18 protein-coding genes and 2 pseudogenes are annotated in these 21,516 nt (G+C 71.4%); 15 read left to right on the forward strand and 5 right to left on the reverse strand.

Annotated elements, in window-relative coordinates:
- Positions 1-65: 65 nt before the first annotated feature.
- The 7 genes from CES90_RS09480 to CES90_RS09510 all read left to right on the forward strand — a co-directional run bounded on the left by CES90_RS09480 (position 66) and on the right by CES90_RS09510 (position 8,668).
- Entirely contained in the window at positions 66-1,154 is a 1,089-nt protein-coding gene (locus CES90_RS09480; protein WP_189781381.1) for a nitronate monooxygenase, read from the forward strand.
- Positions 1,151-1,900 (forward strand): 16S rRNA (uracil(1498)-N(3))-methyltransferase, encoded by a 750-nt coding sequence (locus CES90_RS09485; RefSeq protein WP_189781380.1) that lies wholly within the window; start codon positions 1,151-1,153, stop codon positions 1,898-1,900. The genes CES90_RS09480 and CES90_RS09485 overlap by 4 nt, the downstream gene beginning before the upstream one ends.
- A 173-nt stretch (positions 1,901-2,073) precedes the next feature.
- Positions 2,074-2,649, forward strand: a complete 576-nt coding sequence (locus CES90_RS09490; RefSeq protein WP_373313280.1) for a hypothetical protein — start codon at positions 2,074-2,076, stop codon at positions 2,647-2,649.
- Positions 2,650-2,846: 197 nt separating this feature from the next.
- Positions 2,847-6,050 (forward strand): S41 family peptidase, encoded by a 3,204-nt coding sequence (locus CES90_RS09495; RefSeq protein WP_229913644.1) that lies wholly within the window; start codon positions 2,847-2,849, stop codon positions 6,048-6,050.
- Positions 6,051-6,386: 336 nt separating this feature from the next.
- Complete coding sequence (locus CES90_RS09500; RefSeq protein ID WP_189781379.1) at positions 6,387-6,740, forward strand: HIT domain-containing protein; 354 nt, start codon at positions 6,387-6,389, stop codon at positions 6,738-6,740.
- Positions 6,741-6,746: 6 nt separating this feature from the next.
- Positions 6,747-7,655, forward strand: a complete 909-nt coding sequence (locus tag CES90_RS09505; RefSeq protein ID WP_189781378.1) for a ribonuclease Z — start codon at positions 6,747-6,749, stop codon at positions 7,653-7,655.
- A 20-nt stretch (positions 7,656-7,675) separates the two neighbouring features.
- A complete protein-coding gene (locus CES90_RS09510) occupies positions 7,676-8,668 on the forward strand; it encodes an adenosine deaminase (protein ID WP_189781377.1) in 993 nt (330 codons plus the stop codon).
- A 19-nt stretch (positions 8,669-8,687) separates the two neighbouring features.
- On the opposite strand, the gene CES90_RS09515 is transcribed toward CES90_RS09510, so the two are convergent.
- The 3 genes from CES90_RS09515 to CES90_RS09525 form a co-directional block, all read right to left on the reverse strand.
- Positions 8,688-9,884 (reverse strand): MFS transporter, encoded by a 1,197-nt coding sequence (locus CES90_RS09515; protein WP_189781376.1) that lies wholly within the window; start codon positions 9,882-9,884, stop codon positions 8,688-8,690.
- Between the two features lie 201 nt (positions 9,885-10,085).
- Positions 10,086-11,198, reverse strand: a complete 1,113-nt coding sequence (locus CES90_RS09520; RefSeq protein WP_189781375.1) for a carbohydrate kinase family protein — start codon at positions 11,196-11,198, stop codon at positions 10,086-10,088.
- Positions 11,199-11,500: 302 nt separating this feature from the next.
- Positions 11,501-12,847 (reverse strand): glucarate dehydratase family protein, encoded by a 1,347-nt coding sequence (locus tag CES90_RS09525; protein ID WP_189781374.1) that lies wholly within the window; start codon positions 12,845-12,847, stop codon positions 11,501-11,503.
- A 103-nt stretch (positions 12,848-12,950) separates the two neighbouring features.
- On the opposite strand from CES90_RS09525, the gene CES90_RS09530 reads away from it, so the two are divergent.
- The 5 genes from CES90_RS09530 (at position 12,951) to CES90_RS09550 (ending at position 17,130) form a co-directional block, all read left to right on the forward strand.
- Positions 12,951-13,754, forward strand: a complete 804-nt coding sequence (locus CES90_RS09530) for an IclR family transcriptional regulator (RefSeq protein ID WP_189781373.1) — start codon at positions 12,951-12,953, stop codon at positions 13,752-13,754.
- 137 nt (positions 13,755-13,891) lie between these two features.
- Positions 13,892-14,959 (forward strand): PhoH family protein, encoded by a 1,068-nt coding sequence (locus CES90_RS09535; RefSeq protein WP_189781372.1) that lies wholly within the window; start codon positions 13,892-13,894, stop codon positions 14,957-14,959.
- A gap of 13 nt (positions 14,960-14,972) precedes the next feature.
- On the forward strand, positions 14,973-15,470 hold the full coding sequence (ybeY, locus tag CES90_RS09540) for an rRNA maturation RNase YbeY (protein ID WP_189781371.1): 498 nt from the start codon (positions 14,973-14,975) through the stop codon (positions 15,468-15,470).
- Entirely contained in the window at positions 15,467-16,774 is a 1,308-nt protein-coding gene (locus CES90_RS09545; protein ID WP_189781370.1) for a hemolysin family protein, read from the forward strand. The genes ybeY and CES90_RS09545 overlap by 4 nt, the downstream gene beginning before the upstream one ends.
- A complete protein-coding gene (locus tag CES90_RS09550; RefSeq protein ID WP_189781369.1) occupies positions 16,771-17,130 on the forward strand; it encodes an MmcQ/YjbR family DNA-binding protein in 360 nt (119 codons plus the stop codon). Before CES90_RS09545 ends, CES90_RS09550 begins: the two co-directional genes overlap by 4 nt.
- Here CES90_RS09550 and CES90_RS09555 read toward each other — a convergent pair.
- Positions 17,092-18,007: pseudogene (locus CES90_RS09555) on the reverse strand (MFS transporter); the annotation flags it as partial. The gene CES90_RS09550 and the pseudogene CES90_RS09555 sit on opposite strands and share 39 nt — an antisense overlap.
- Between CES90_RS09555 and CES90_RS09560 the strand changes: the two are divergent.
- Positions 17,988-18,455 (forward strand): annotated as a pseudogene (locus CES90_RS09560) (MmyB family transcriptional regulator); the annotation flags it as partial. The pseudogenes CES90_RS09555 and CES90_RS09560 overlap by 20 nt on opposite strands.
- A gap of 50 nt (positions 18,456-18,505) precedes the next feature.
- Positions 18,506-18,859, forward strand: coding sequence for a cytidine/deoxycytidylate deaminase family protein (locus CES90_RS09565; RefSeq protein ID WP_189781368.1), 354 nt, complete (start codon positions 18,506-18,508; stop codon positions 18,857-18,859).
- 182 nt (positions 18,860-19,041) lie between these two features.
- On the opposite strand, the gene CES90_RS09570 is transcribed toward CES90_RS09565, so the two are convergent.
- Positions 19,042-20,616, reverse strand: a complete 1,575-nt coding sequence (locus CES90_RS09570; protein ID WP_189781367.1) for an oxidoreductase — start codon at positions 20,614-20,616, stop codon at positions 19,042-19,044.
- A gap of 396 nt (positions 20,617-21,012) precedes the next feature.
- Between CES90_RS09570 and CES90_RS09575 the strand changes: the two genes are divergently transcribed.
- Positions 21,013-21,489: a hypothetical protein gene (locus CES90_RS09575; protein WP_189781366.1), complete on the forward strand. Its 477-nt coding sequence runs from the start codon at positions 21,013-21,015 to the stop codon at positions 21,487-21,489.
- Positions 21,490-21,516: the final 27 nt, after the last annotated feature.

The raw sequence follows: 21,516 nt of genomic DNA on the forward strand, positions 1-21,516 counted from the left end.
CGCAGACAAACGGCTCACCCCCGGGGGGATTCGGCGTTGTTCGGAGGACGTGGCAACATGCCGTCATGTCCTCCGCGCTGACCGATCTTTTTCCGCTTCCGATCGTGCAGGCCCCGATGGCGGGCGGTGTATCCGTCCCGCGACTGGCCGCTGCCGTTTCCGAAGCGGGTGGGCTGGGGTTTCTCGCCGCCGGATACAAGACGGCGGACGGCATGTATCAGGAGATCAAGCAGCTCAGGGGGCTGACGGGGCGCCCCTTCGGGGTGAACCTGTTCATGCCGCAGCCGGAGCACGGCGACCCCGCGGCGGTCGAGGTGTACGCCGAGCAGCTGGCCGGTGAGGCCGCCTGGTACAAGGCCGACCTGGGGGATCCCGACAGCGGGCGGGACGACGGCTACGAGGCGAAGATCGCGGTGCTGCTCGACGACCCGGTGCCCGTCGTGTCGTTCCACTTCGGCTGCCCCACGCCCGAGGTGATCGACTCCCTCGCCCGCAAGGGCACGCTGACCCTGGTCACCGCGACCTCGGCGGAGGAGGCGCAGGCCGTGGAGCGGTCGGGCGCCCATGCGGTGATCGTGCAGGGCATGGAGGCCGGCGGCCACCAGGGCACCCACCGGGACGACCCGGAGAGGGACTGCGCCGGCATCGGGCTGCTCTCCCTGCTCGCCCAGGTCCGCGAGGCCGTGGCCCTGCCCGTCGTCGCGGCCGGCGGCATCATGCGCGGCAGTCAGATCGCGGCCCTCCTCACCGCCGGCGCGAGCGCCGCCCAGCTCGGCACGGCCTTCCTCGCCACCCCCGAGTCCGGCGCCCACGCCGTGCACAAGCAGGCGCTGACCAACCCCCTCTTCGTCCGTACGGAGCTGACCCGCGCCTTCTCGGGGCGGCCGGCCCGTGGCCTGGTCAACCGTTTCATGCGCGAGCACGGCCCCTACGCGCCCGTCGCCTACCCCGAGGTACACCACCTCACCTCGCCGCTGCGCAAAGCCGCCGCCGCGGCCGGGGACACGCAGGGCATGGCCCTGTGGGCCGGGCAGGGGCACCGGATGGCGCGGGAACTGCCGGCCGGGGAGCTGGTGGAGGTGCTGGCCGCCGAGATCGCCGCCGCCGCGGGCGGGAGCGGGGCCGGGGGCGTGTCCCGGGGTGATGTGCGATGACCGCGCCCGTCTTCGTCGTCGACTCGCTCGTGCTGCCGGACGGGTGCGGTGGGGAGTTCGTCCTCGATGGGCCGGAAGGGCGGCATGCCGTCTCCGTGAAGCGGCTGCGCGCCGGCGAGGACGTGGTCCTCACGGACGGGCGCGGGCGGTGGGCGGAGGGGGTCGTCAAGGCCGCCGAGGGCAAGGACCGGCTCGTGGTGATGGATCTGGAGACCGTCCACGAGGAGCCGCCGGCGCAGCCCCGTATCACCGTCGTCCAGGCGTTGCCCAAGGGGGACCGGGGGGAGCTGGCCGTCGAGACCATGACCGAGGTCGGGATCGACGCGATCGTGCCGTGGGCCGCGGGGCGCTGCATCACGCAGTGGAAGGGCGAGCGGGGGGTCAAGGCGCTCACCAAGTGGCGGGCCACGGCTCGGGAGGCGGGGAAGCAGTCGCGGCGGGTGCGGTTTCCCGAGGTCGGGGAGCTGGCGAGTAGCAAGCAGGTCGCCGGGCTTCTTGCGGGGGCGGATTTCGCGGCCGTGCTGCATGAGAGCGGGGAGGGGACTCTGGCCACCGCCGCGTTGCCCTCGGCCGGGGAGATCGTGCTCGTTGTGGGGCCCGAAGGGGGTGTGTCTCCGGAGGAGCTGGCGCTGTTCGCGGAGGCTGGGGCCGCGGCGTATCGGCTGGGGCCGAGTGTGTTGCGTACGTCGACCGCCGGGACGGCGGCGGGGGCGTTGCTGCTGGGCCGTACCGGTCGCTGGTCCTGAGAGGGGTTCGCCCCCGCTGCCCCTGCTTTTCAGGGGCGCGGGGCTGTGACATATGCGGCTCCGCCGCGTGGGCGCGAACAACCCCCGCTCACCCGCACCCGCCAACGCACCCGATCTCGCCTTGGCTGTAGGCCGTCTTTCGCGGCGACCCACGGAGTGGCACGCTGCCGTGTATGCGGGCGTTGAGGCTTATCAGGGCGTACCGGACGGGTGGGCGTCGGGCTCTGCTGGGTGTGGGGCTCGGGGTCGGGGCCGTCGTGGGGCTGGTGGGCTGCGAGATGGGGGACGGGCTCAGCACCGGAGCTGTCGCCTATACGACGGATCACATGGGGACCAAGGAGCTTGAGCGGCAGGGCCTCGACGTCCAGTGGCTCAACTGCACGGCCTCGTACGACAACAGCGACAACAGCGGCACCGGCGACAATCGGTCACAGTCGGCTTCTCCCTCCGTCAACACCGTCGCGAACGTCGACTGCAAGGGCGAGGACAAGAAGGGGCGCGAGATCACCCTCACCGGGAAGGTGACGCAGGAGGTCAACGGGAAGTGCGTACGGGGGGATCTGACCGCGAAGGTCGACGGCAAGGAGTGGTTCCACGTCGACGTGCTGGGCAACTGCAACGCCCCCGACCCCACGCCGACTCCCGGCTCGCCCGACCAGCCGGGGCGGCCCGGGCCCACCGTGACGGTCACCGTCACCCAGACCATCTGGTGCCAGAAGGATCCGCAGTGCTGGCCCGAGGGCAAGTGAGGGAGTCCGACAACTGCCGTTCGCCTCGGGCGACATGATCCAACCCCCTCCCAATCTGCCCGTACGCTGCTTACAGTGACCGGGTGACTCAGTCCGCACTGTCCTCGCAGCCAGCGTCAGCGTCGTCCGTATCGTCCGTATCGACGGTATCGTCCGTATCGCTCGGGTATTTCCGATACCCGCATCTGCATGGCGACTTGGTCGCCTTCACCGCCGAGGACGACGTATGGGTCGCCCCCCTCGACGGTGGCCGCGCCTGGCGGGTCAGCGCGGACAACACGCCCGTGAACCATCCGCGGATCTCCCCGGACGGCACCACCGTCGCGTGGACGTCCACACGTGACGGCGCGCCCGAGGTGCATGTGGCGCCCCTCGACGGTGGGCCCGCCAAACGCCTCACGTATTGGGGCAGTTGGCGGACCCAGGTGCGCGGCTGGACCCCGGACGGGCAGGTCCTCGCGCTCAGTACGCAGGGCCAGGCCAGCCTGCGGCGGAGCTGGGCGCGGGCCGTGCCGCTCGACGGAGGTCCGGCCACCACACTGCCGTACGGGCCGGTCGGCCATGTCGCCTACGGGCCCGCCACCGTGCTGCTGTCGGCGCCGATGGGGCGTGAGGCCGCCTGGTGGAAGCGGTACAGGGGCGGTACGGCGGGCAAGTTGTGGATCGATCGCGAGGGCGACGGGGAATTCGTCCGGCTGCACGAGGGGCTGGACGGCAACCTCGAATACCCCTTGTGGGTGGGGATGGGGGTCCCCCCGCTCGAGCGAAGTCGAGAGTGGGGGAGGATCGCTTTTCTGTCCGACCACGAGGGCGTGGGGGCGCTGTATTCGTCCCTCGCCGATGGGTCGGATCTTCGGCGGCACACGCCTGTGGACGGCTTCTATGCCCGGCATGCGGCCACCGACGGGTCGCGGGTCGTGTACGCATCCGCCGGTGAGCTGTGGCTGCTCGATGATCTGGACGGGGCCGAGCCCCGGCGGCTCGACTTCCGGCTGGGTGGGCAGCGGGTCGATCTTCAGCCCTTCCCGGTGAACGCCTCCCGGTGGTTCGGGTCCGCGTCGCCCGACCACACCGCGCGGGGCAGCGCCGTCGCCGTGCGCGGCGGAGTCCACTGGGTCACCCATCGTTCCGGGCCCGCCCGGGCACTCGCCGCCGAGCACGGGGTGCGGGCGCGGCTGCCCCGTACCTTCCGGGTGGAGGGCGAGGAGTGGGTGGTGTGGGTGACGGACGCGGAGGGCGACGACGCGCTGGAGTTCGCGCCGGCGACCGGTGTCGGGCCGGGCGCCACCCCGCGTCGGCTCGCCGCCGGACAGCTGGGCCGGGTGCTGGGGCTGGCCATGGCGCCCGACGGCAGCCGGGCCGCCGTCGCCGCGCACGACGGGCGGGTACTGCTCGTCGAGCGGGAGACGGGCGAGGTGCGAGAGGTCGACCGGAGCGAGGACGGGGAGGTGTCCGGGCTCGTCTTCTCGCCGGACTCCGCCTGGCTCGCCTGGTCGCACCCGGGGCCGCGACCGCTGCGCCATCTCAAGCTCGCCAACACGGCCGACCTGTCGGTCACCGAGGCGACCCCGCTCCGCTTCCAGGACTTCTCGCCGACGTTCACACTCGACGGCAAACACCTGGCCTTCCTCTCGGCCCGTGCCTTCGACCCGGTCTACGACGAACACGTCTTCGACCTTCACTTCGTCAGCGGCGCCCGTCCGCACCTCATCACCCTCGCCGCGACCACGCCGTCCCCGTTCGGGCCGCAGCGTCACGGGCGGCCGTTCGAGGCGCCGGAGAAGGACGAGACCCCGGACAGCGAGGGCACCCCCGCGACCCGGGTCGATCTCGAAGGGCTCGCCGACCGGATCGTCCCGTTCCCCGTCGAGGCCGCCCGCTACTCGACGTTGTGTGCCGCCAAGGACGGCGTCCTGTGGCTGCGCCACCCGGTCACCGGTGTCCTCGGGCACTCCCGCGCCACCCCCGACGACCCCGACCCGAAGACCTCCCTGGAGCGCTACGACCTCGCCCAGCGACGCCTCGAGTACCTCGCCTCCGACGCCGACCACTTCGCGGTCAGCGGCGACGGCAAGCGGGTGCTGCTGTGGACCGACGGCAAGCTCAAGGTCGTACCGAGCGACCGGCGCGCCTCGAACGACGACGAGAGCGACAGCAACATCACCGTCGACCTCGGCCGCGTACGGCAGACCGTCGACCCGGCCGCCGAGTGGCGGCAGATGTACGACGAGACCGGCCGCCTCATGCGGGACAACTTCTGGCGGCCGGACCTGGCCGGGGTCGACTGGGACGGGGTCCTGGACCGGTACCGGCCCGTCCTGGACAGGGTGGCCACGCACGACGATCTCGTCGACCTCCTATGGGAGGTGCAGGGCGAACTGGGCACGTCCCACGCATACGTGATGCCCCGCGGCGGCGGTGGCTCCGGCGACCGGCGGCAGGGGCTGCTCGGCGCGGACATCTCCCGGCACGAGGACGGTCCCCAGGGGGCGCCGCTGTGGCGCATCGACCGGGTGCTGCCGTCCGAGACCTCCGACCCCGACGCGCACGCGCCGCTCGCCGCGCCCGGGGTGGCGGTGCGGGCCGGGGACGCGATCATCGCCGTGGGCGGGCAGCCGGTCGATCCGGTGGCCGGGCCCGGGCCGCTGCTCGTCGGGACGGCGGGCAAGGCGGTCGAGCTGACGGTGCTGCCGTCGGGGGGTGGGGATCCCCGGCACGCGATCGTGGTGCCCATCTCGGACGAGGAGCCGTTGCGGTACCACGCGTGGGTCGCCGACCGGCGGGCGTATGTCCACGAGAAGTCCGGCGGGCGGCTCGGGTATCTGCACGTCCCCGACATGCAGGCGCCCGGGTGGGCCCAGATCCACCGGGATCTGCGGATCGAGGTCGCCCGGGAAGGGCTCGTCGTGGACGTCCGGGAGAACCGGGGCGGGCATACGTCCCAGCTGGTCGTCGAGAAGCTGGCCCGGCGGATCGTCGGGTGGGATCTGCCGCGTGGGATGCGGCCGTCGAGCTACCCCGACGACGCGCCTCGTGGGCCTGTCGTCGCCGTCGCCAACGAGTTCTCCGGGTCAGACGGGGACATCGTGAACGCGGCGATCAAGGCGCTCGGGATCGGGCCGGTCGTCGGTACGCGGACGTGGGGCGGGGTTGTCGGGATCGACAGCCGGTACCGGTTGGTGGACGGGACGTTGGTGACGCAGCCCAAGTACGCCTTCTGGTTGGAGGGGTACGAGTGGGGTGTCGAGAACCATGGCGTCGACCCGGACGTGGAGGTCTTCCAGACCCCGCAGGACTACGCGGCCGGCCGGGATCCCCAACTGGACGAGGCGATCCGGATCGCCTTGGCGGCGCTTGAGGAGAACCCGGCGAAGGCCGCTCCGCAGCTGCCGGGTTCATAAGGTCTTTTTCGCCCCCGCCGCCCCTACCCGTCCCATCCAAAGGGGCTGCGCCCCTTCAACCCCCCTCCGCGGGAGAGCTCGGTCGGGTTGGTTCGTTGGCGGGTGCGGGCGGGTGGGGGCTTGTCGCGCAGTTCCCCGCGCCCCTGAAGGGGCGCGGGGAACTGCGCGAGCAACCAACGACTACCCGCGCGGATGAACGCACCCCGGCCACCCCCAGGAGCGGGTTGAAGGGGCGCAGCCCCTGGGGGATGGGAACGGGTAAGGGCGGCGGGGGCGGAAACCCTCGATACGATGCCGGGGTACGCGATCAACGCCGGCCGCCGAGGAGGGCACCGTATGGCAGGGGAGCCGCAGGACGACTGTCTGTTCTGCAAGATCGTCGAGGGGCACGTCCCGGCGACCATCGTGCGGGAGACGGAGACGACCGTCGCGTTCCGGGACATCAATCCCCAGGCACCGACCCACGTGCTGGTCATCCCGAAGGCCCACTACCCGGACGCCGCCACCCTCGCCACCGCTGCCCCCGCCCTCGCCGCGGACATCCTGCGCGAGACCCAGGCCGTCGCCGACGAGGACAAGCTGGAGAGCTACCGGATCGTCTTCAACACCGGCAGCGGCGCCGGCCAGACCGTCTGGCACGCCCACGCACACGTCATCGGCGGCCGCGGCCTGCAGTGGCCCCCCGGGTAACCAGCCGTGTCCGTACGTGAATTGGTCGTCCTCGGCACCGCCAGCCAGGTCCCGACCCGGCACCGCAACCACAACGGCTACCTGCTGCGCTGGGACGCCGAGGGGATCATGTTCGATCCCGGCGAGGGCACACAGCGCCAGATGCTGCGCGCCGGGGTCGCCGCACACGACCTCAACCGCATATGCGTCACCCACTTCCACGGCGACCACTCCCTCGGCCTCGCGGGTGTCATCCAGCGCGTCAACCTCGACCGTGTCCCGCACGACGTCACCGCGCACTACCCGCGCTCCGGACAGCGGTTCTTCGACCGGCTGCGGTACGCCACCGCGTACCGGGAGACGGTCCAGCTGATCGAGGCGCCCGTCGACGGCGAGGGCGGAGTGCTGGCGGCCACCCCTTCGTACACGCTCGACGCGCGCAGGCTCTCCCACCCCGTCGAGTCGTACGGCTACCGGCTCGTCGAGCCCGACGGGCGGCGGATGCTGCCGGAGCGGCTCGCCGAGTACGGGATCAGGGGACCGGACATCGGGCGTATCCAGCGGGAGGGCGCGATGGGTGATGTCTCGCTGGACGACGTGAGCGAGGTGCGGCGCGGACAGCGGTTCGCGTTCGTCATGGACACAAGGCTGTGTGACGGGGTCTACGCCCTCGCGGACGCCGCCGACATGCTCGTCATCGAGTCCACGTTCCTCGACGAGGACATCGAACTCGCCGTGGAGTACGGCCACTTGACCGCCGGTCAGGCTGCCTCTGTCGCCCGCGACTGCGGCGTACGGCATCTCGTGCTCACCCACTTCAGCCAGCGCTACTCCGAGCCGGCGGAGTTCGAACGGCAGGCGCGGGCCGCCGGGTTCGAGGGAGAGCTGAGCGTGGCGCACGATCTGATGCGAGTGCCGCTTCCGAAACGGCGGTGAAGCGGCCGTACGATGCTTTGATGCCCCTCCCCAAAGCCGAACTGCACCTCCACATCGAAGGCACCCTGGAGCCTGAGCTGGCCTTCGAGCTGGCTGCCCGCAACGGGGTCGCGCTGCCGTACGCGCACACGGACGCGCTCCGGAAGGCGTACGAGTTCGAGGACCTCCAGTCCTTTCTGAACCTGTACTACGAGCTGATGGCCGTGCTCCGCACCGAGCAGGACTTCGCGGACCTCGCCGACGCCTACCTCGCCCGCGCCGCCGCCCAGGGGGTGCGGCACGCGGAGATCTTCTTCGATCCGCAGGCCCACCTCGCGCGGGGCGTGGGGATGGGGACGGTCGTCGAGGGGCTGTGGCGGGCGTTGGGGAGGAGCGAGGAGACTCATGGGGTCTCCACACAGCTGATCATGTGCTTTCTGCGGGACGAGTCCGCCGCGTCGGCCATGGAGACGCTGGAGGCCGCCAAGCCGTACCTCGACCGGATCGTCGGCATCGGACTCGACTCCGCCGAGGTCGGGCATCCGCCGGTCAAGTTCCGCGAGGTGTACGAGGCCGCCGCGGCGCTCGGGCTGCGGCGGGTGGCGCACGCGGGGGAGGAGGGGCCGCCGTCGTACATCACCGAGGCCCTCGACGTCCTCGGGGTCGAGCGCGTCGACCACGGGCTGCGGTGCATGGAGGACCCGGCCCTCGTCGAGCGGCTGGTGCGGGAACGGGTGCCACTGACGCTGTGCCCGCTGTCCAACGTCCGGCTGCGGACCGTCGACACCCTCGCCGAGCACCCCCTGCCCGCCATGCTCGACGCCGGCCTGCTGTGCACGGTCAACTCCGACGACCCCGCCTACTTCGGCGGCTACGCCGGCGACAACTTCGACGCCGTACGCCGGATCCTCGGCCTGACCGACGAGCGGCTGCGCGAGCTCGCCCGCAACTCCTTCACCGCGTCCTTCCTGGCGCACGACGAGGAGCGGCGGGCCGGCTATCTCGCCGAGGTCGAGGCGTACGAGTTCGAGTGAGCGGGGCTCGGAGCGGGGTTCAGGCCGCCGGGCGGTACTCGGGTCGCTGCTCGGTGGTCGTCCGGCCCTCGTGGCGGGCGTGTTCCGTCGTGGGCGTCATGGTGCGCAGGGCCACGAGGGTCATGGGCACCGCGATCAGGAGCAGGCCCGCGGCGAGGATCGCACCCATCGTCGGGTAGCCCGCGTGGGCGGAGAGCAGGCTGCCGGCGAGAGGGCCGGCGGCCGTGCCGAGCGAGGACGCGGAGCCGATGAGGACCGCCCAGCGGCCGCGCGGGTCGAGGGCCGCGGCGAGGCCGATCAGGTACGACAGGACGACCGGATAGAGCACGTTCCAGGCGATCTCGCCGGTGGCGAAGGTCGTGAGGTCGGTCGCGGAGGCACTGAGCACGATGCAGCCGGCGATGAGCACGGTGCCGCCGCCGATGGGCAGGGCCCGGCCGAAGCGGGCGCCCAGCGCGCTCGCGCCGATCACCCCGAGCAGGCCCGCGCCCAGTGCCACCGCGAAGACCGCGCCGACGGTGACCTCGGTGAGCCCGGCCTGGGTGGTGCCGATCCGGCCGCTGACACCCCAGAGGGAGTTCTGGGCGAGGGACCACAGCAGGAGGGCGCCGGCGAGGATCAGACCGGAACGGCGGTGGGGGAGCGGGCCGCGCTGCCGGGTGACCTGGGCCGTGGCCACCGGGGTGGCGAGACGGGCGGTCGCCGGCCAGGTGAGCAGGGCCGTGACGGCGAGCGCGGCGAGGGGCAGGCCGTGGCCCGGTCCCAGGTGGGGGATGGTCAGGTAGAGCGCGCCGGCCAGTGCCGAGACGCCCAACAGGCCCAGGGTGGACACCCGGTGGGGGTCGCGCCGGCCGGCGATCCCGGCCGCGGCCACGGCGGTCGCGGTGCCCGAGCCGAAGCCGCCGAGGACCGCTCCCGCGACGACCGCCGGGAGGGCCGTCGTGGCCGCGGCGGTGCCGTAGCCGGCGGCGGCGAGCAGCAGCCCCGTACGGGCGAGGCGCCGAGGTCCGACACGCTCCACGTACGCGGCGAGGGTGAAGCCCGCCGTGGCCGAACCCAGCAACAGGGCACTGCCGATGGCGCCCGCCTCGGTGGCGGTGAGGGGGAGGGCCGCGTCGAGTCTGCCGACGGTGGTGGGTAGGAGGTACGCGGCGAGATACCCGGCCGTGAAAAGGGCGACGAGAGGCCAGGGCGAGGTGGTGGTGCGGGGGGACACGGGCGTTCCTGGGCATGACGAAGGTGCGGCTCTGGGCCTGGTAAGGGGATGGGCGACCGTCGACGGACAGGAACGCGCGGGCAATTTGTATCAAGGGCGCGGGGAGGGGAAGAAACGCGGAGGGTGTTCGAGGGCTGTGATCTGGGACACCTTGAGTTTGGAGTGGAGGTGATGGGGTAATCGGCCGACTCGCGCGTGGGGTCAGGCCGAGCGGCGGAAGCCGATGGTGGGGACGGCACGACGGAGCGGCCAGGGGCTGATGTCCTCCTTGGGGAGGAGGCCGTCCAGGAAGGCGTAGCGGCGCAGGGCGGCGGGGTCCTGGCTCTCCAGGGACTGCACCCGGCGCCACCACGCGCCGATCTCGCACCAGCCGGGGGCCGACAGGGAGCCGCCGAACTCCTGGACCGACAGCGCGGCGGTCAGACCCGCGAAGGCCAGCCGGTCCGCCAGCGGCCAGTCCGCCAGGGTGCCGGTGACGAAACCGGCGACGAACACATCACCCGCGCCCGTGGGGTCCATGGCCTCCACTGCGATGGCCGGCACCTCCGCCGTCTCGCCGGTACGGCCGTCCACCGCGTACGCGCCCTCCGAGCCCAGCGTCACCACGGCCACCGGGACGTGCTCGGTGATAGCGCGTGCCGCCGCCCGGGGGCACTCGGTACGGGTGTACCGCATCGCCTCCTGCGCGTTCGGCAGGAACGCCTCGCAGTGCGCGAGATCGGCGAGCCCCGCCAGGTCCCAGGCGCCGGTGTCGTCCCAGCCGACGTCCGCGAAGATCCGGGTGCCCTTGCTCGCGGCCTGCGCGACCCAGGGGGCGTGCACGCCGGGCGTGAGGGAGGCGATGGCGGCGCGCGCGTGGGGCGGGCAGTCCGGCGCGGACTTCTCCGGAGGCGCCACGTGCCCATGCGAGACCATCGTGCGCTCGCCCTCGTACGCCATGGAGACGGTGACCGGGGAGTGCCAGCCGGGGACCGTGCGGGACATGGAGAGGTCGATGCCCTCGCCCTGCTCCAGGGCGTCCCAGCAGTACTCGCCGTAGTGGTCGTCGCCGAAGGCCGCCGCGAGGGAGGTCCGCAGGCCGAGGCGGGCCAGCGCCGTGGCCATGTTCGCCACGCCTCCGGGGCTCGACCCCATCCCGCGTGCCCAGGACTCGGTCCCGCGCACCGGGGCGGAGTCGAGCCCGGTGAAGATGATGTCGAGGAAGACGGTGCCGGTGAGGTAGACGTCCCAGGGCGGGGCGGACGGCGCCCGCAGGTGGCTGAGGGGGTCGACCTGGGGTCGGCGGATCGGGCGCTCTCCCTTGGACGCGGTCACGATGTGCTCCCTGGCGGTGGTGCGGATCCAGCCAGTTTGCACCAACCGCACCGCTGGGGGCGCCGGTCACGTTGGACTCGGGCTGTGGGGCGTCGTGCGGGCGGGGTGTTTTCGCCCCCGCCGCCCCTACCCGTCCCATCCGCAGAGGCTGCCGCCCCTTCGACCCCGCTGGGGGCTGTGGGGTGTCTGCGGTGAGTTTGGTCGTGCGGGTTGTTCGTGGTTGCTCGCGCAGTTCCCCGCGCCCCTGAAAGAACCGGGGGTGCCCAGCTCGAAGGCGGGGCGGGGGCGAAAGAAACCCTGCGTTACCAGCGGGGCACGGCCGGCGTCACCCACTCCGGGTCGGCGACCCGCATCGCCGCCGCGTCGTCCCGGTCCCGCAGCGTCCCGTCGTCGTCGAGCCATCGCCGATGCAGGAACTCCAGCCTGTCGCGGTCGAGTTCGACACCGAGCCCCGGCGCGTCCGACACCCGCACCACCCCGTTCTCGAAGACGAGACGCTCGGTCAGCACGTCCTCCGACTGCCACGGATAGTGCGAGTCGCACGCGTGGTGAAGGTCGGGCACGGTGGACGCGACATGGGTCATCGCGGCCAGGGAGATCCCCAGGTGGGTGTTGGAGTGCATGGACACCTCGACCCCGAACGTACGGCAGATGGCGGCCAGTTCACGGGTGTTGCGCAGCCCGCCCCAGTAGTGATGGTCGGAGAGCACGACCTGTACGGCCCCCTTCGTGAACGCCTCCTCGATCTCGGCGAACGTCGTCACGCACATGTTGGTGGCCAGCCGCACGCCCGCCCGTCGCCCCCCACTGCCGTTGTCCGAGGCGCTTCGCGCCGCCCCCTTCAATCCCGCGGCGACCTCGGCCATCGCGGCCGTACCGAGCGCCGGATCCTCCAGGTATTCGAGTACGTCGCCCAGCTCGTCCGCGACCTTCAGCGAAGTCGCCACGGACCAGGCCCCGTTGGGATCGAGCCGCAGCGGATGCCCGGGGAACGCCTGGGCGAGCGCACGGACCGCGGCGATCTCCTCCTCCGGCGGGAAGACACCGCCCTTGAGCTTGAACGACGTGAACCCGTACCGCTCCTTGAACCTCCTGGCCTGCTCGACGACCCCCGCAGGGTCCACGGCCGCACCCCAGTCGTCCTTCTCACAGGCGACGCCCGCGGGGTGGTCGGCCCACTTGTAGAAGAGGTACGCGCTGTACTCCACCGCGTCCCGCACCTTGCCGCCGAGCAGCGCGTGCACGGGCAGCCCCAGCGCCTTGCCCAGCGCGTCCAGACAGGCGACCTCGAACGCGGACACGACCGACAGTCGCAGCTTGTCGGCGGTCTGGACACCGCGCAGGCCACCCACGTCGACCTGACCGGACACCTGGGACCCGTCGACCGCCACCTCGTCGGCGAGGACGAACAGCCCGTTCAGATCACTGACCTGACGGCCCACCAGCTTCTCCGCGAACGACCTGGCCGGCTCCAGGTACTTGGTGTCCCCGTACGTCTCGCCGAGGCCCGTGACCCCGTCGGCGGTCACGACCTCCACGATCAGTCGGGGCGTGTACGGCTGGTGCACGCCCTGCGTGTTCAGCAGCGGCGGGTCGGCGACCAGGATCGGGGTCAGCCGGACCTCGGTGATGGTCAGATCGCGGGTCACAGGGCCATCTCCCTATGTAGACGTTATCTACGTATGAAGATGGAGGTTAGGTAGGCGAACCCTCAGCGTCAATGGCCGTGCACGCCTCTCCTACGATCGGCACATGTCGGAGACGTCGGAGACAGAGGGCGGCGCGGGCGGCGTCCGCGAGGTGAAGTCCGCCGCGCGCACCGTCGACCTGCTGGAACTCCTGGCCGCGCGCGGCGACCGCCCCGCCCGCCTCCAGGAACTCGCGGACGAACTCAAGATCCCGCGCAGCTCCATGTACGCCCTCCTCCAGACCCTGATCACCCGCGGCTGGGTCCGCACGGACACCACCGGCTCCCTCTACGGCATCGGCATCCGCGCCCTGCTCACCGGCACCAGCTACCTGGACACCGACCCGCGCGTCCGCGCCGTACGCCCGTACCTCGACGAGGCGTCGGAGGCCCTCGGCGAGACCATCCACCTCGCCCGTCTCGACGGCATGAACGTGGCCTACCTGGCCACCCGCGAGTCCCACGAGTACCTGCGCACGATCAGCCGCGTCGGCCGCCGCCTCCCCGCCCACGCCGGCGCCCTCGGCAAGGCCCTCCTCGCCGAACGCCCCGACACCGACCTCCCCGACGGCCCCTACGAGGCACTGACCCCCCACACCCACACCACCCGCGACTCGCTCGCCGCCGATCTGGCCGCCGTCCGCGCCCGCGGCTACTCCGTCGACCGCGAAGAGGGCGTCCCCGGCATCATCGGCTTCGGCTTCGCCCTCCACTACGACACCCCACCCCACGACGCCATCAGCTGCTCGGTCCCGGTGGCCCGTCTGACCCCGGCCCACGAACGCCGGATCGTGACCGTGATGACCGAGACAAGGGCAAAGATCGAGGCAACCAGCCCCGGGGGAGCGGGGGCACCGATCTGGCGCTGAGGGGTGAGGGCCCTTGTGGCGAGAAGGAAAAGCCCTACGGCCAATCCGGCGCAGCGTCGTATCCTTGAATCGCAAGCGCAGCCCCCTCAGGGCACGCGAGTCGCAGCAAGGAGGACGTGCGGCCTACGAGCCGGCCCATGACTCAGACACCCACAGCTCACACCCGCGCGCAGGGTCAGGCGAGAGCACAGTTCACCGTCCCGGCGGCCCACCCCATGGTCACCGTGCTGGGTTCCGGTGACTCCCTCCTGCGCGTGATCGAGAAGGCCTTCCCGGCGGTCGACATCCACGTCCGGGGCAATGAGATCAGCGCGGTCGGCGAAGCCCCCGAAGTCGCTCTCGTCCAGCGCCTGTTCGACGAGATGATGCTGGTGCTCCGCACCGGACAGCCGATGACGGAGGACGCAGTGGAACGCTCGATCGCCATGCTGAGGGCGAGCGAGAACGGAGAAGGCCCCGAGGAGACCCCGGCAGAGGTCCTCACCCAGAACATCCTCTCCTCGCGCGGTCGCACGATCCGCCCCAAGACGCTCAACCAGAAGCGCTACGTCGACGCCATCGACAAGCACACCGTCGTCTTCGGCATCGGCCCCGCCGGCACCGGCAAGACCTACCTGGCCATGGCCAAGGCCGTCCAGGCCCTCCAGTCCAAGCAGGTCAACCGCATCATCCTGACCCGCCCCGCGGTGGAGGCCGGAGAGCGGCTGGGCTTCCTGCCGGGCACGCTGTACGAGAAGATCGACCCCTACCTGCGCCCCCTGTACGACGCCCTGCACGACATGCTCGACCCCGACTCGATCCCTCGCCTGATGGCGGCCGGAACGATCGAGGTCGCACCCCTCGCGTATATGCGTGGTCGCACGCTCAATGACGCCTTCATCATTCTCGACGAGGCCCAGAACACCTCGCCCGAGCAGATGAAGATGTTCCTCACCCGGCTCGGCTTCGACTCGAAGATCGTGATCACGGGTGATGTGACGCAGGTGGACCTGCCGAACGGGACGAAGTCGGGTCTGCGGCAGGTGCAGGAGATCCTGGAGGGCCTCGACGACGTGCACTTCTCGCGGTTGTCGTCGCAGGATGTCGTACGGCACAAGCTCGTCGGCCGTATCGTCGACGCGTACGAGAAGTACGACACCACGCACGGCACGGAGAACGGCACGCACAAGGGCGGCCGGAGCAAGGCCGGGCACAAGGGGAAGTAGCAAGCACAGCACCATGTCGATCGACGTCAACAACGAGTCCGGAACCGAGGTCGACGAGCAGGCGATCCTCGACATCGCCCGCTACGCGCTGGCGCGGATGCGTATCCACCCGCTCTCCGAGCTCTCGGTGATCGTCGTGGACGCCGACGCCATGGAGCAGCTGCATGTGCAGTGGATGGACCTGCCGGGGCCGACGGATGTGATGTCGTTCCCGATGGACGAGCTGCGGCCGCCGTCCAAGGACGACGCCGAGCCGCCGCAGGGGCTCCTCGGTGACATCGTGCTGTGTCCCGAGGTGGCCGAGAAGCAGGGCAAGGAAGCGCCCACGCAGCACTCCATGGACGAGGAGCTCCAGCTCCTCACCGTCCATGGGGTGCTGCATCTGCTCGGTTACGACCACGAGGAAGCGGACGAGAAGGCCGAGATGTTCGGCCTCCAGGCGGCCATCGTGGACGGCTGGCGCGCGGAGAAGGGCCTGACCGGCCCGTCCCCGGCCCCGACCGTGTCATGAGCGCGACCCTCGTCAGTGGTGCCGTCGCCCTGGTCGTCGTCGCCTGGCTCGCCGCCTGCGCGGAGGCGGGCCTCGCGCGCGTCTCCAGCTTCCGTGCCGAGGAGGCCGTACGGTCCGGGCGGCGCGGCAGCGCCAAGCTCGCGCAGGTCACGGCCGACCCCACCCGATACCTGAACGTCGCGCTCCTTGTGCGGGTGGCCTGTGAGATGGCCGCCGCCGCGCTCGTCGTGTACGCCTGTCTGCAGGAGTTCCAGGAGACCTGGGAGGCGCTGGCCGTCGCCATCGGGGTGATGGTTCTCGTCTCGTATGTGGCCGTCGGGGTCTCGCCCCGCACCATCGGCCGCCAGCACCCCCTGAACACGGCCACGGCTGCGGCGTACGTCCTGTTGCCGCTGGCCCGGATCATGGGTCCGATCCCGCCGCTCCTCATCCTCATCGGTAACGCCCTGACGCCGGGCAAGGGCTTCCGTCGCGGCCCCTTCGCCTCCGAGGCGGAGCTGCGCGCGCTGGTGGACCTCGCCGAGAAGGAGTCGCTGATCGAGGCCGAGGAGCGCCGTATGGTGCACTCGGTGTTCGAGCTGGGCGACACCCTCGTACGCGAGGTGATGGTGCCGCGCACGGACCTGGTCGCCATCGAGCGCTACAAGACCATCCGCCAGGCCCTCACCCTCGCCCTGCGGTCCGGTTTCTCGCGCATCCCCGTCACGGGAGAGAACGAGGACGACATCGTCGGGATCGTGTACCTGAAGGACCTGGCCCGCAAGACGCACATCAGCCGGGACGCCGAGAACGAACTGGTGTCCACGGCCATGCGTCCCGCCGTCTTCGTCCCCGACACCAAGAACGCCGGTGCCCTGCTCCGCGAGATGCAGCAGGAGCGCAACCACGTCGCCGTCGTCATCGACGAGTACGGGGGCACCGCCGGCATCGTCACGATCGAGGACATCCTGGAGGAGATCGTCGGCGAGATCACCGACGAGTACGACCGTGAACTGCCGCCGGTGCAGGAGCTGGGCGAGGAGCGCCACCGGGTCACCGCCCGTCTCGACATCACCGACCTCGGCGAGCTGTACGGTCTGGATGCCTACGACGACGAGGACGTGGAGACCGTGGGCGGACTGCTGGCGAAAGCGTTGGGCCGGGTGCCCATCGCCGGTGCTTCGTCGGTCGTCGAGCTCCCGGACGGGCGTGAGCTGCGGCTGACGGCGGAGGCCGCGGCCGGCCGCCGCAACAAGATCGTCACGGTCCTGGTGGAGCCGATCGGTCCCACCGAGCGCCCGGAGGAGGAGGCGGAGCCGGAGTGACACCGCAGGCACTGCGGGCGTTCTGCCTGTCCTTCAACGAGGCCGTCGAGGACTTCCCGTTCCGCCCGGAGATCTCCGTCTTCAAGGTCCTCGGCAAGATGTTCGCCCTGAGCTGGATGGACGAGCGGCCCCTGAAGGTCAACCTCAAGTGCGACCCCGAGGACGGCATCCGGCTGCGCGGGGAGTACGAAGGCCTGATCGCCCCCGGCTATCACATGAACAAGCGCCACTGGAACACGGTGACCGTCGAGGGCGAGCTCCCGGACCGGCTGGTCCGGGAGCTCATCGAGGACTCGTACGACCTGGTCGTGGCCGGTCTACCGCGAGCCGAGCGGCTGCGTCTCGACCGTCCCTGAAACGCTCGTCCCCGAGCCACTGCCCGCCTCTGCGTCGCCTCGCGCGGCGGTGCGGCGCAGCCCGATCGCGACCAGTACCGCCGTCGCCAGGACGATCGCCGTGGCCAGTGCCAGGACCAGGTGGACGCCGGTCAGCAAGTCGTCGGAGGTCGTCGCCAGGACGCCGAGGAGCGGGATGCCGATGGTGATGCCGACCTGTTGGGTGGAGGTCACCAGGCCGGTGGCGAGGCCCTGTTCCTCGTCGGGGACGCCGGAGGTGACGGTGACGCCGTACGAGATGATCGCGCCCAGGTGGCACATGCCGGCCAGGGAGACAGCGGCCGTGGCGAGCCACACCGACCAGCCGGCCGTGCCGAGGGCGAGGAGGGCGGCGGTGAGGACGCCCTGGAATCCGAAGACGAGACCCGTCTCGATGGCGGACAGGCCCAGGGTCTCCTGGAAGTAGAGGGTGAGGACGAAGACCACCGTCGACATCATCGAGAAGGTGACCAGTCCGCCCAGGTTGCCCCCACGCCACCGTGCGGCGGCGCAGCATCGTCAGGGAGACCAGGGGCGTGTCGCTGCGGGACTCGACGGCCACGAAGGCGGTGAGGAGGGGCAGGCCGGCGACGAGGGCCGTGAGGACGTCGGGGTGGCCGAAGCCGCGGTCCGCCGCCGTGGACAGGGCGTAGATCAGGGAGAGCAGGCCGGCGGTGACCGTGATCGCGCCGGGTACGTCCAGGCGCGGGCCTTCGGGGGTGCGGGACTCGGGGAGCAGACCGAGGGCCAGGGGCAGCACGACCAGGGCGAAGAGGGCGAGCAGGCCCATGGTGGAGCGCCAGCCGAGTACGTCGGTCATCACGCCGCCGGCCACCTGCAACTTCGTCCTGCACAACGACGCGGCCGCCTCGGTCTTCGGCATGCGCCCCGACACCACGCACAACTGCCTGATCGACTTCTTCACCGACCCCATCTACCGATCCCGCACCCGGAGTTGGGAAAAGAACGCGCGCACCGTCGTCGCCCAGTTCCGGGCGGCCTGCTCGGCCATGCCCGACGACGAGGGCTTCCAGCACGTGCTGGCCCGGGTCAAGGCGGCGAGCCCCGAGTTCGCGGCCCTGTGGGAGGAGCGGGACATCGAGGACGCCGGGCAGATCCGCAAGGAGCTCGACCACCCGGTCGTCGGGCTGCTCTGCCTGGAGTCCAGCGTGCTGAAGATGCCGGTCCGGCCCGACCTCACCATCGTCCTGCACACCCCGCTGGACGAGGCGAACACCGCGGCGAAGCTGGAATGGCTGGCCTCGCCGGAGGGGCGGCGCGGGGTGCTGTACCCGGTGGCGGGGTGAGGGACGGGCCGACGCGTGGAGCGACACGTCCGGCTACGTATGCTCGGCTCATGACCGACAGCAGCGTGATCGACCCCGAGGACCGCAAGATCGTCACCCTGGCCCGTTCCGCGCGGGCCCGCAACGGTGTGCCCGAGGGCGCGGCCGTACGCGACGAGACGGGCCGTACGTACGTCGCCGGGACCGTGGCCCTGGACTCCCTGCGGCTCAGCGCGCTGCGCACCGCGGTCGCCATGGCGGTGGCCTCCGGCGCCAAGTCCCTGGAGGCGGCGGCCGTCGTGACCGACGCGGAGACCGTCTCCGACGAGGACCGGGCAGCCGTACGGGACCTCGGCGGGCCCGGGACGCCGGTTCTGGTGGCGGGACCGGACGGGACGGTACGTGCGACGGTGACGGCGGGCTGAGCGGTACCCCGGCTAGGGCGTGTTGCGAAAGTCCCCTCGTCCGCCCGGAGGGCGGGCCGGGCGGCGTCATGGGGGTCCCCCCGCTCGAGCGAAGCCGAGAGTGGGGGAGCGTGCCAGGCGGCGGGCGGCGGGCGGCGGGCGGGACTTTCGCAACACGCCCTAGTTCTTCTGCAGTGTGCGCGTCAGTTCTTCTGCAGCGTGCGCGTCACCCCCGCGATGACCGCCGTGGTCAGGATCCAGCCGAAGGCGATCAGGGCGTAGGCCAGCCACTGGGGCGTGGGGTCGGTCCAGTACCAGGCCGTGCGTTGCCCCAGGCCGCCGATGGGGACGAGGAGGTCGAGGGTGTAGACGAGGGGCTGGAAGGGGGCACCCTCGCCCGGTTTCACCGGGGCGGGGGTGTGGGCGCGGAAGACGAGGGTGCCCAGCAGCGTCAGGGTGAGGAGCCAGACGCCGGCCAGCCAGGGGCGGTAGCCGTAGCCGACGGTCGCGTCGAGGAGGTGGCCCCAGACGCGGGCCGTCGGGGAGAGGGTGCGGCGCCGGTGGCGTTGCTTGGCCAGGAGCACCCGGCGGGCGTCGTCGTCGTGCCCGACCTTGCGGTACCAGGCCGCCAACTGCTCGTACGGCTGCGGGCTGTAGCCCGGACTGCGCCGTATCCACTCGACGCGGCGGGTCACGGCCGCCGGACCGCTCACCGCTTCCCGACGCTCACCGTCCGCCTCCGCTGTCTTGATCGAGCCGTAGACGAAGCCGTCCAGTTCCACGACCTCCGGCCAGCTGTGTGCGCCCTCGTGGAGGTACGACACCTGAGCGCCCCGCAGATCCACCGCGCCGGTCGGCCGCCGGGCCAGGGCGAAGTCGAAGTCGGCGGCCTGCATGAGCATGGCTACCAGGGCGGGGCCGGTGCCCTCGCCGCCGTCGGGGGTTCCCTCCAGGACGGCGTCCTCGAAGGTCAGGTTGTCCGTGATCTGGGCGCCGCGCAGGCGGACGGTGCCGTTCGAGACGAATCCGCCGGAGCAGTCGACCGTCTGGGCGACGGCGTTGTCCAGGGCGAGGGTCACCCCGTGCGGGCCCGGCCGTTCCAGGCGGGCCCCCTGCAGGAACAGTCCGCCGGGCAACTGGGCGCCCAGCAGCCGGACTTCACCGTCGGCGACGAATCCACGCCGGCAGAAGAGGCCTCCTTCGACGACCAGGCCACCGGCGGCCATCGCCCACCCGTCGGGGGCGATCAGCCGGGCCCTGTTCAGCATGATGCCGCCGGCCACATGGGCGTTGACGAGCGACAGGGCGGTGCTCGCACGGTGGAAGGGGGAAGAGGGCGGCCCCGCTTCCACCTGGGTGCCGTGCAGGTCGAGACGTCCCCCGATCCGGCTCGCCCCGGCCTCCAGCCTGGGCACCCGGCTGCTCATGATCGCGACTGTTCGAGTCTCCGCGCCGTAGAGGTTCACCTCCTGCTCGAACCAGCACTCCTCCAGCCAGAGGGGATGCTCGATCCGGGCGCCGGCCAGGTCGAGACGGCCGGAGATCCGTGCCCCGGCGAGAGAGAGCGAGCCGACCGCGCCGGGCCGCTGGGCGGCGTTGGAGCCGAGCAGCAGCGCCGCGATCACCGCCGCCCGCACCGTTCGCTCAGGCCCCCACTCCCCGCCCCCGGCGACCCGGTCCTCCTCCGGCGACCCCGACCGTAGATCGACCCGCCGCCCTTCCGGGAACGCGTCCCACAGCTCACGCTCCGGCCCCGTCAACTCGTCGTAAGTGAGCACCCGTACAGGGTAGTGATCTTCGACTGAGGCGCCAGAGGGCGCCCGCAGCGTAGTGTTACGGCCGGTAACATCCCTCCGAGCTGCGCGAAAATCACGCGCGTGCGAGTGGACACCGGTGCTCGGCGGCCGACAACTCGCGCGCGACGGGACAGATCACCTCACCGCCGGGCTCCGCTGCCACCCGGCCGGACGCCGTGGGCAACCACCTTCGGCCACTTTCACAGACCCTCGGCGCAACCCGCAGAACATCCCTTGAAATCTCCCGCCGCTGGGGCCTCAATGGACCCGTTCTTCTGGCGGATCGCCAGATTCCGCCGCGCGGCCGCGCGTTGTTCCGCCCCCACACGCATCACGACGTACTCCCTCAACTCCCCCGCACGGAAAGGGAATCGCTCGATGAGACGCATACGACTCGGAGTCGGCGCGGCGCTCGCGGCCGGGACGCTGGCCGTCACCGGCCTCGCCTTCGCGCCGGCCGCCCTGGCCGTCGCTCCGGCGACCGCGACCATCAAGGCCACCTGCACGATCGGCGGTTCCGGCGAGGCCACGCTCACGGCCACGCAGAGCGGCACCACCGCCACCATCACCGTCTCCTCGAAGGCGATCACCGCCCCGATCGCCCTCTCCGAGGACTCGATCCGGTCCACGCTCACCATGGTCAAGGCGAGCGGTGGCACGACCGCCTTCAGCGGCACCGAGAACCCGGCGATGGCTGCCGGTGACGGCGTCACCGTCGGCCCCCTCACCGGCACCGTCGCCTCCGGCGACAGCCTGGAGGCCTTCGGCGGCTCGCTGCAGATGGTGATCCTCGGCTTCACCGTGACGTGTACCGCCGACGCGGCACAGTCGCCGGGCCCGTTCGTGTTCGACTGATCCTTCGCTGGATCCGCGGACGCGGAT

It is taken from the genome of Streptomyces capitiformicae, from assembly GCF_002214185.1.
Lineage (GTDB): Bacteria > Actinomycetota > Actinomycetes > Streptomycetales > Streptomycetaceae > Streptomyces > Streptomyces capitiformicae.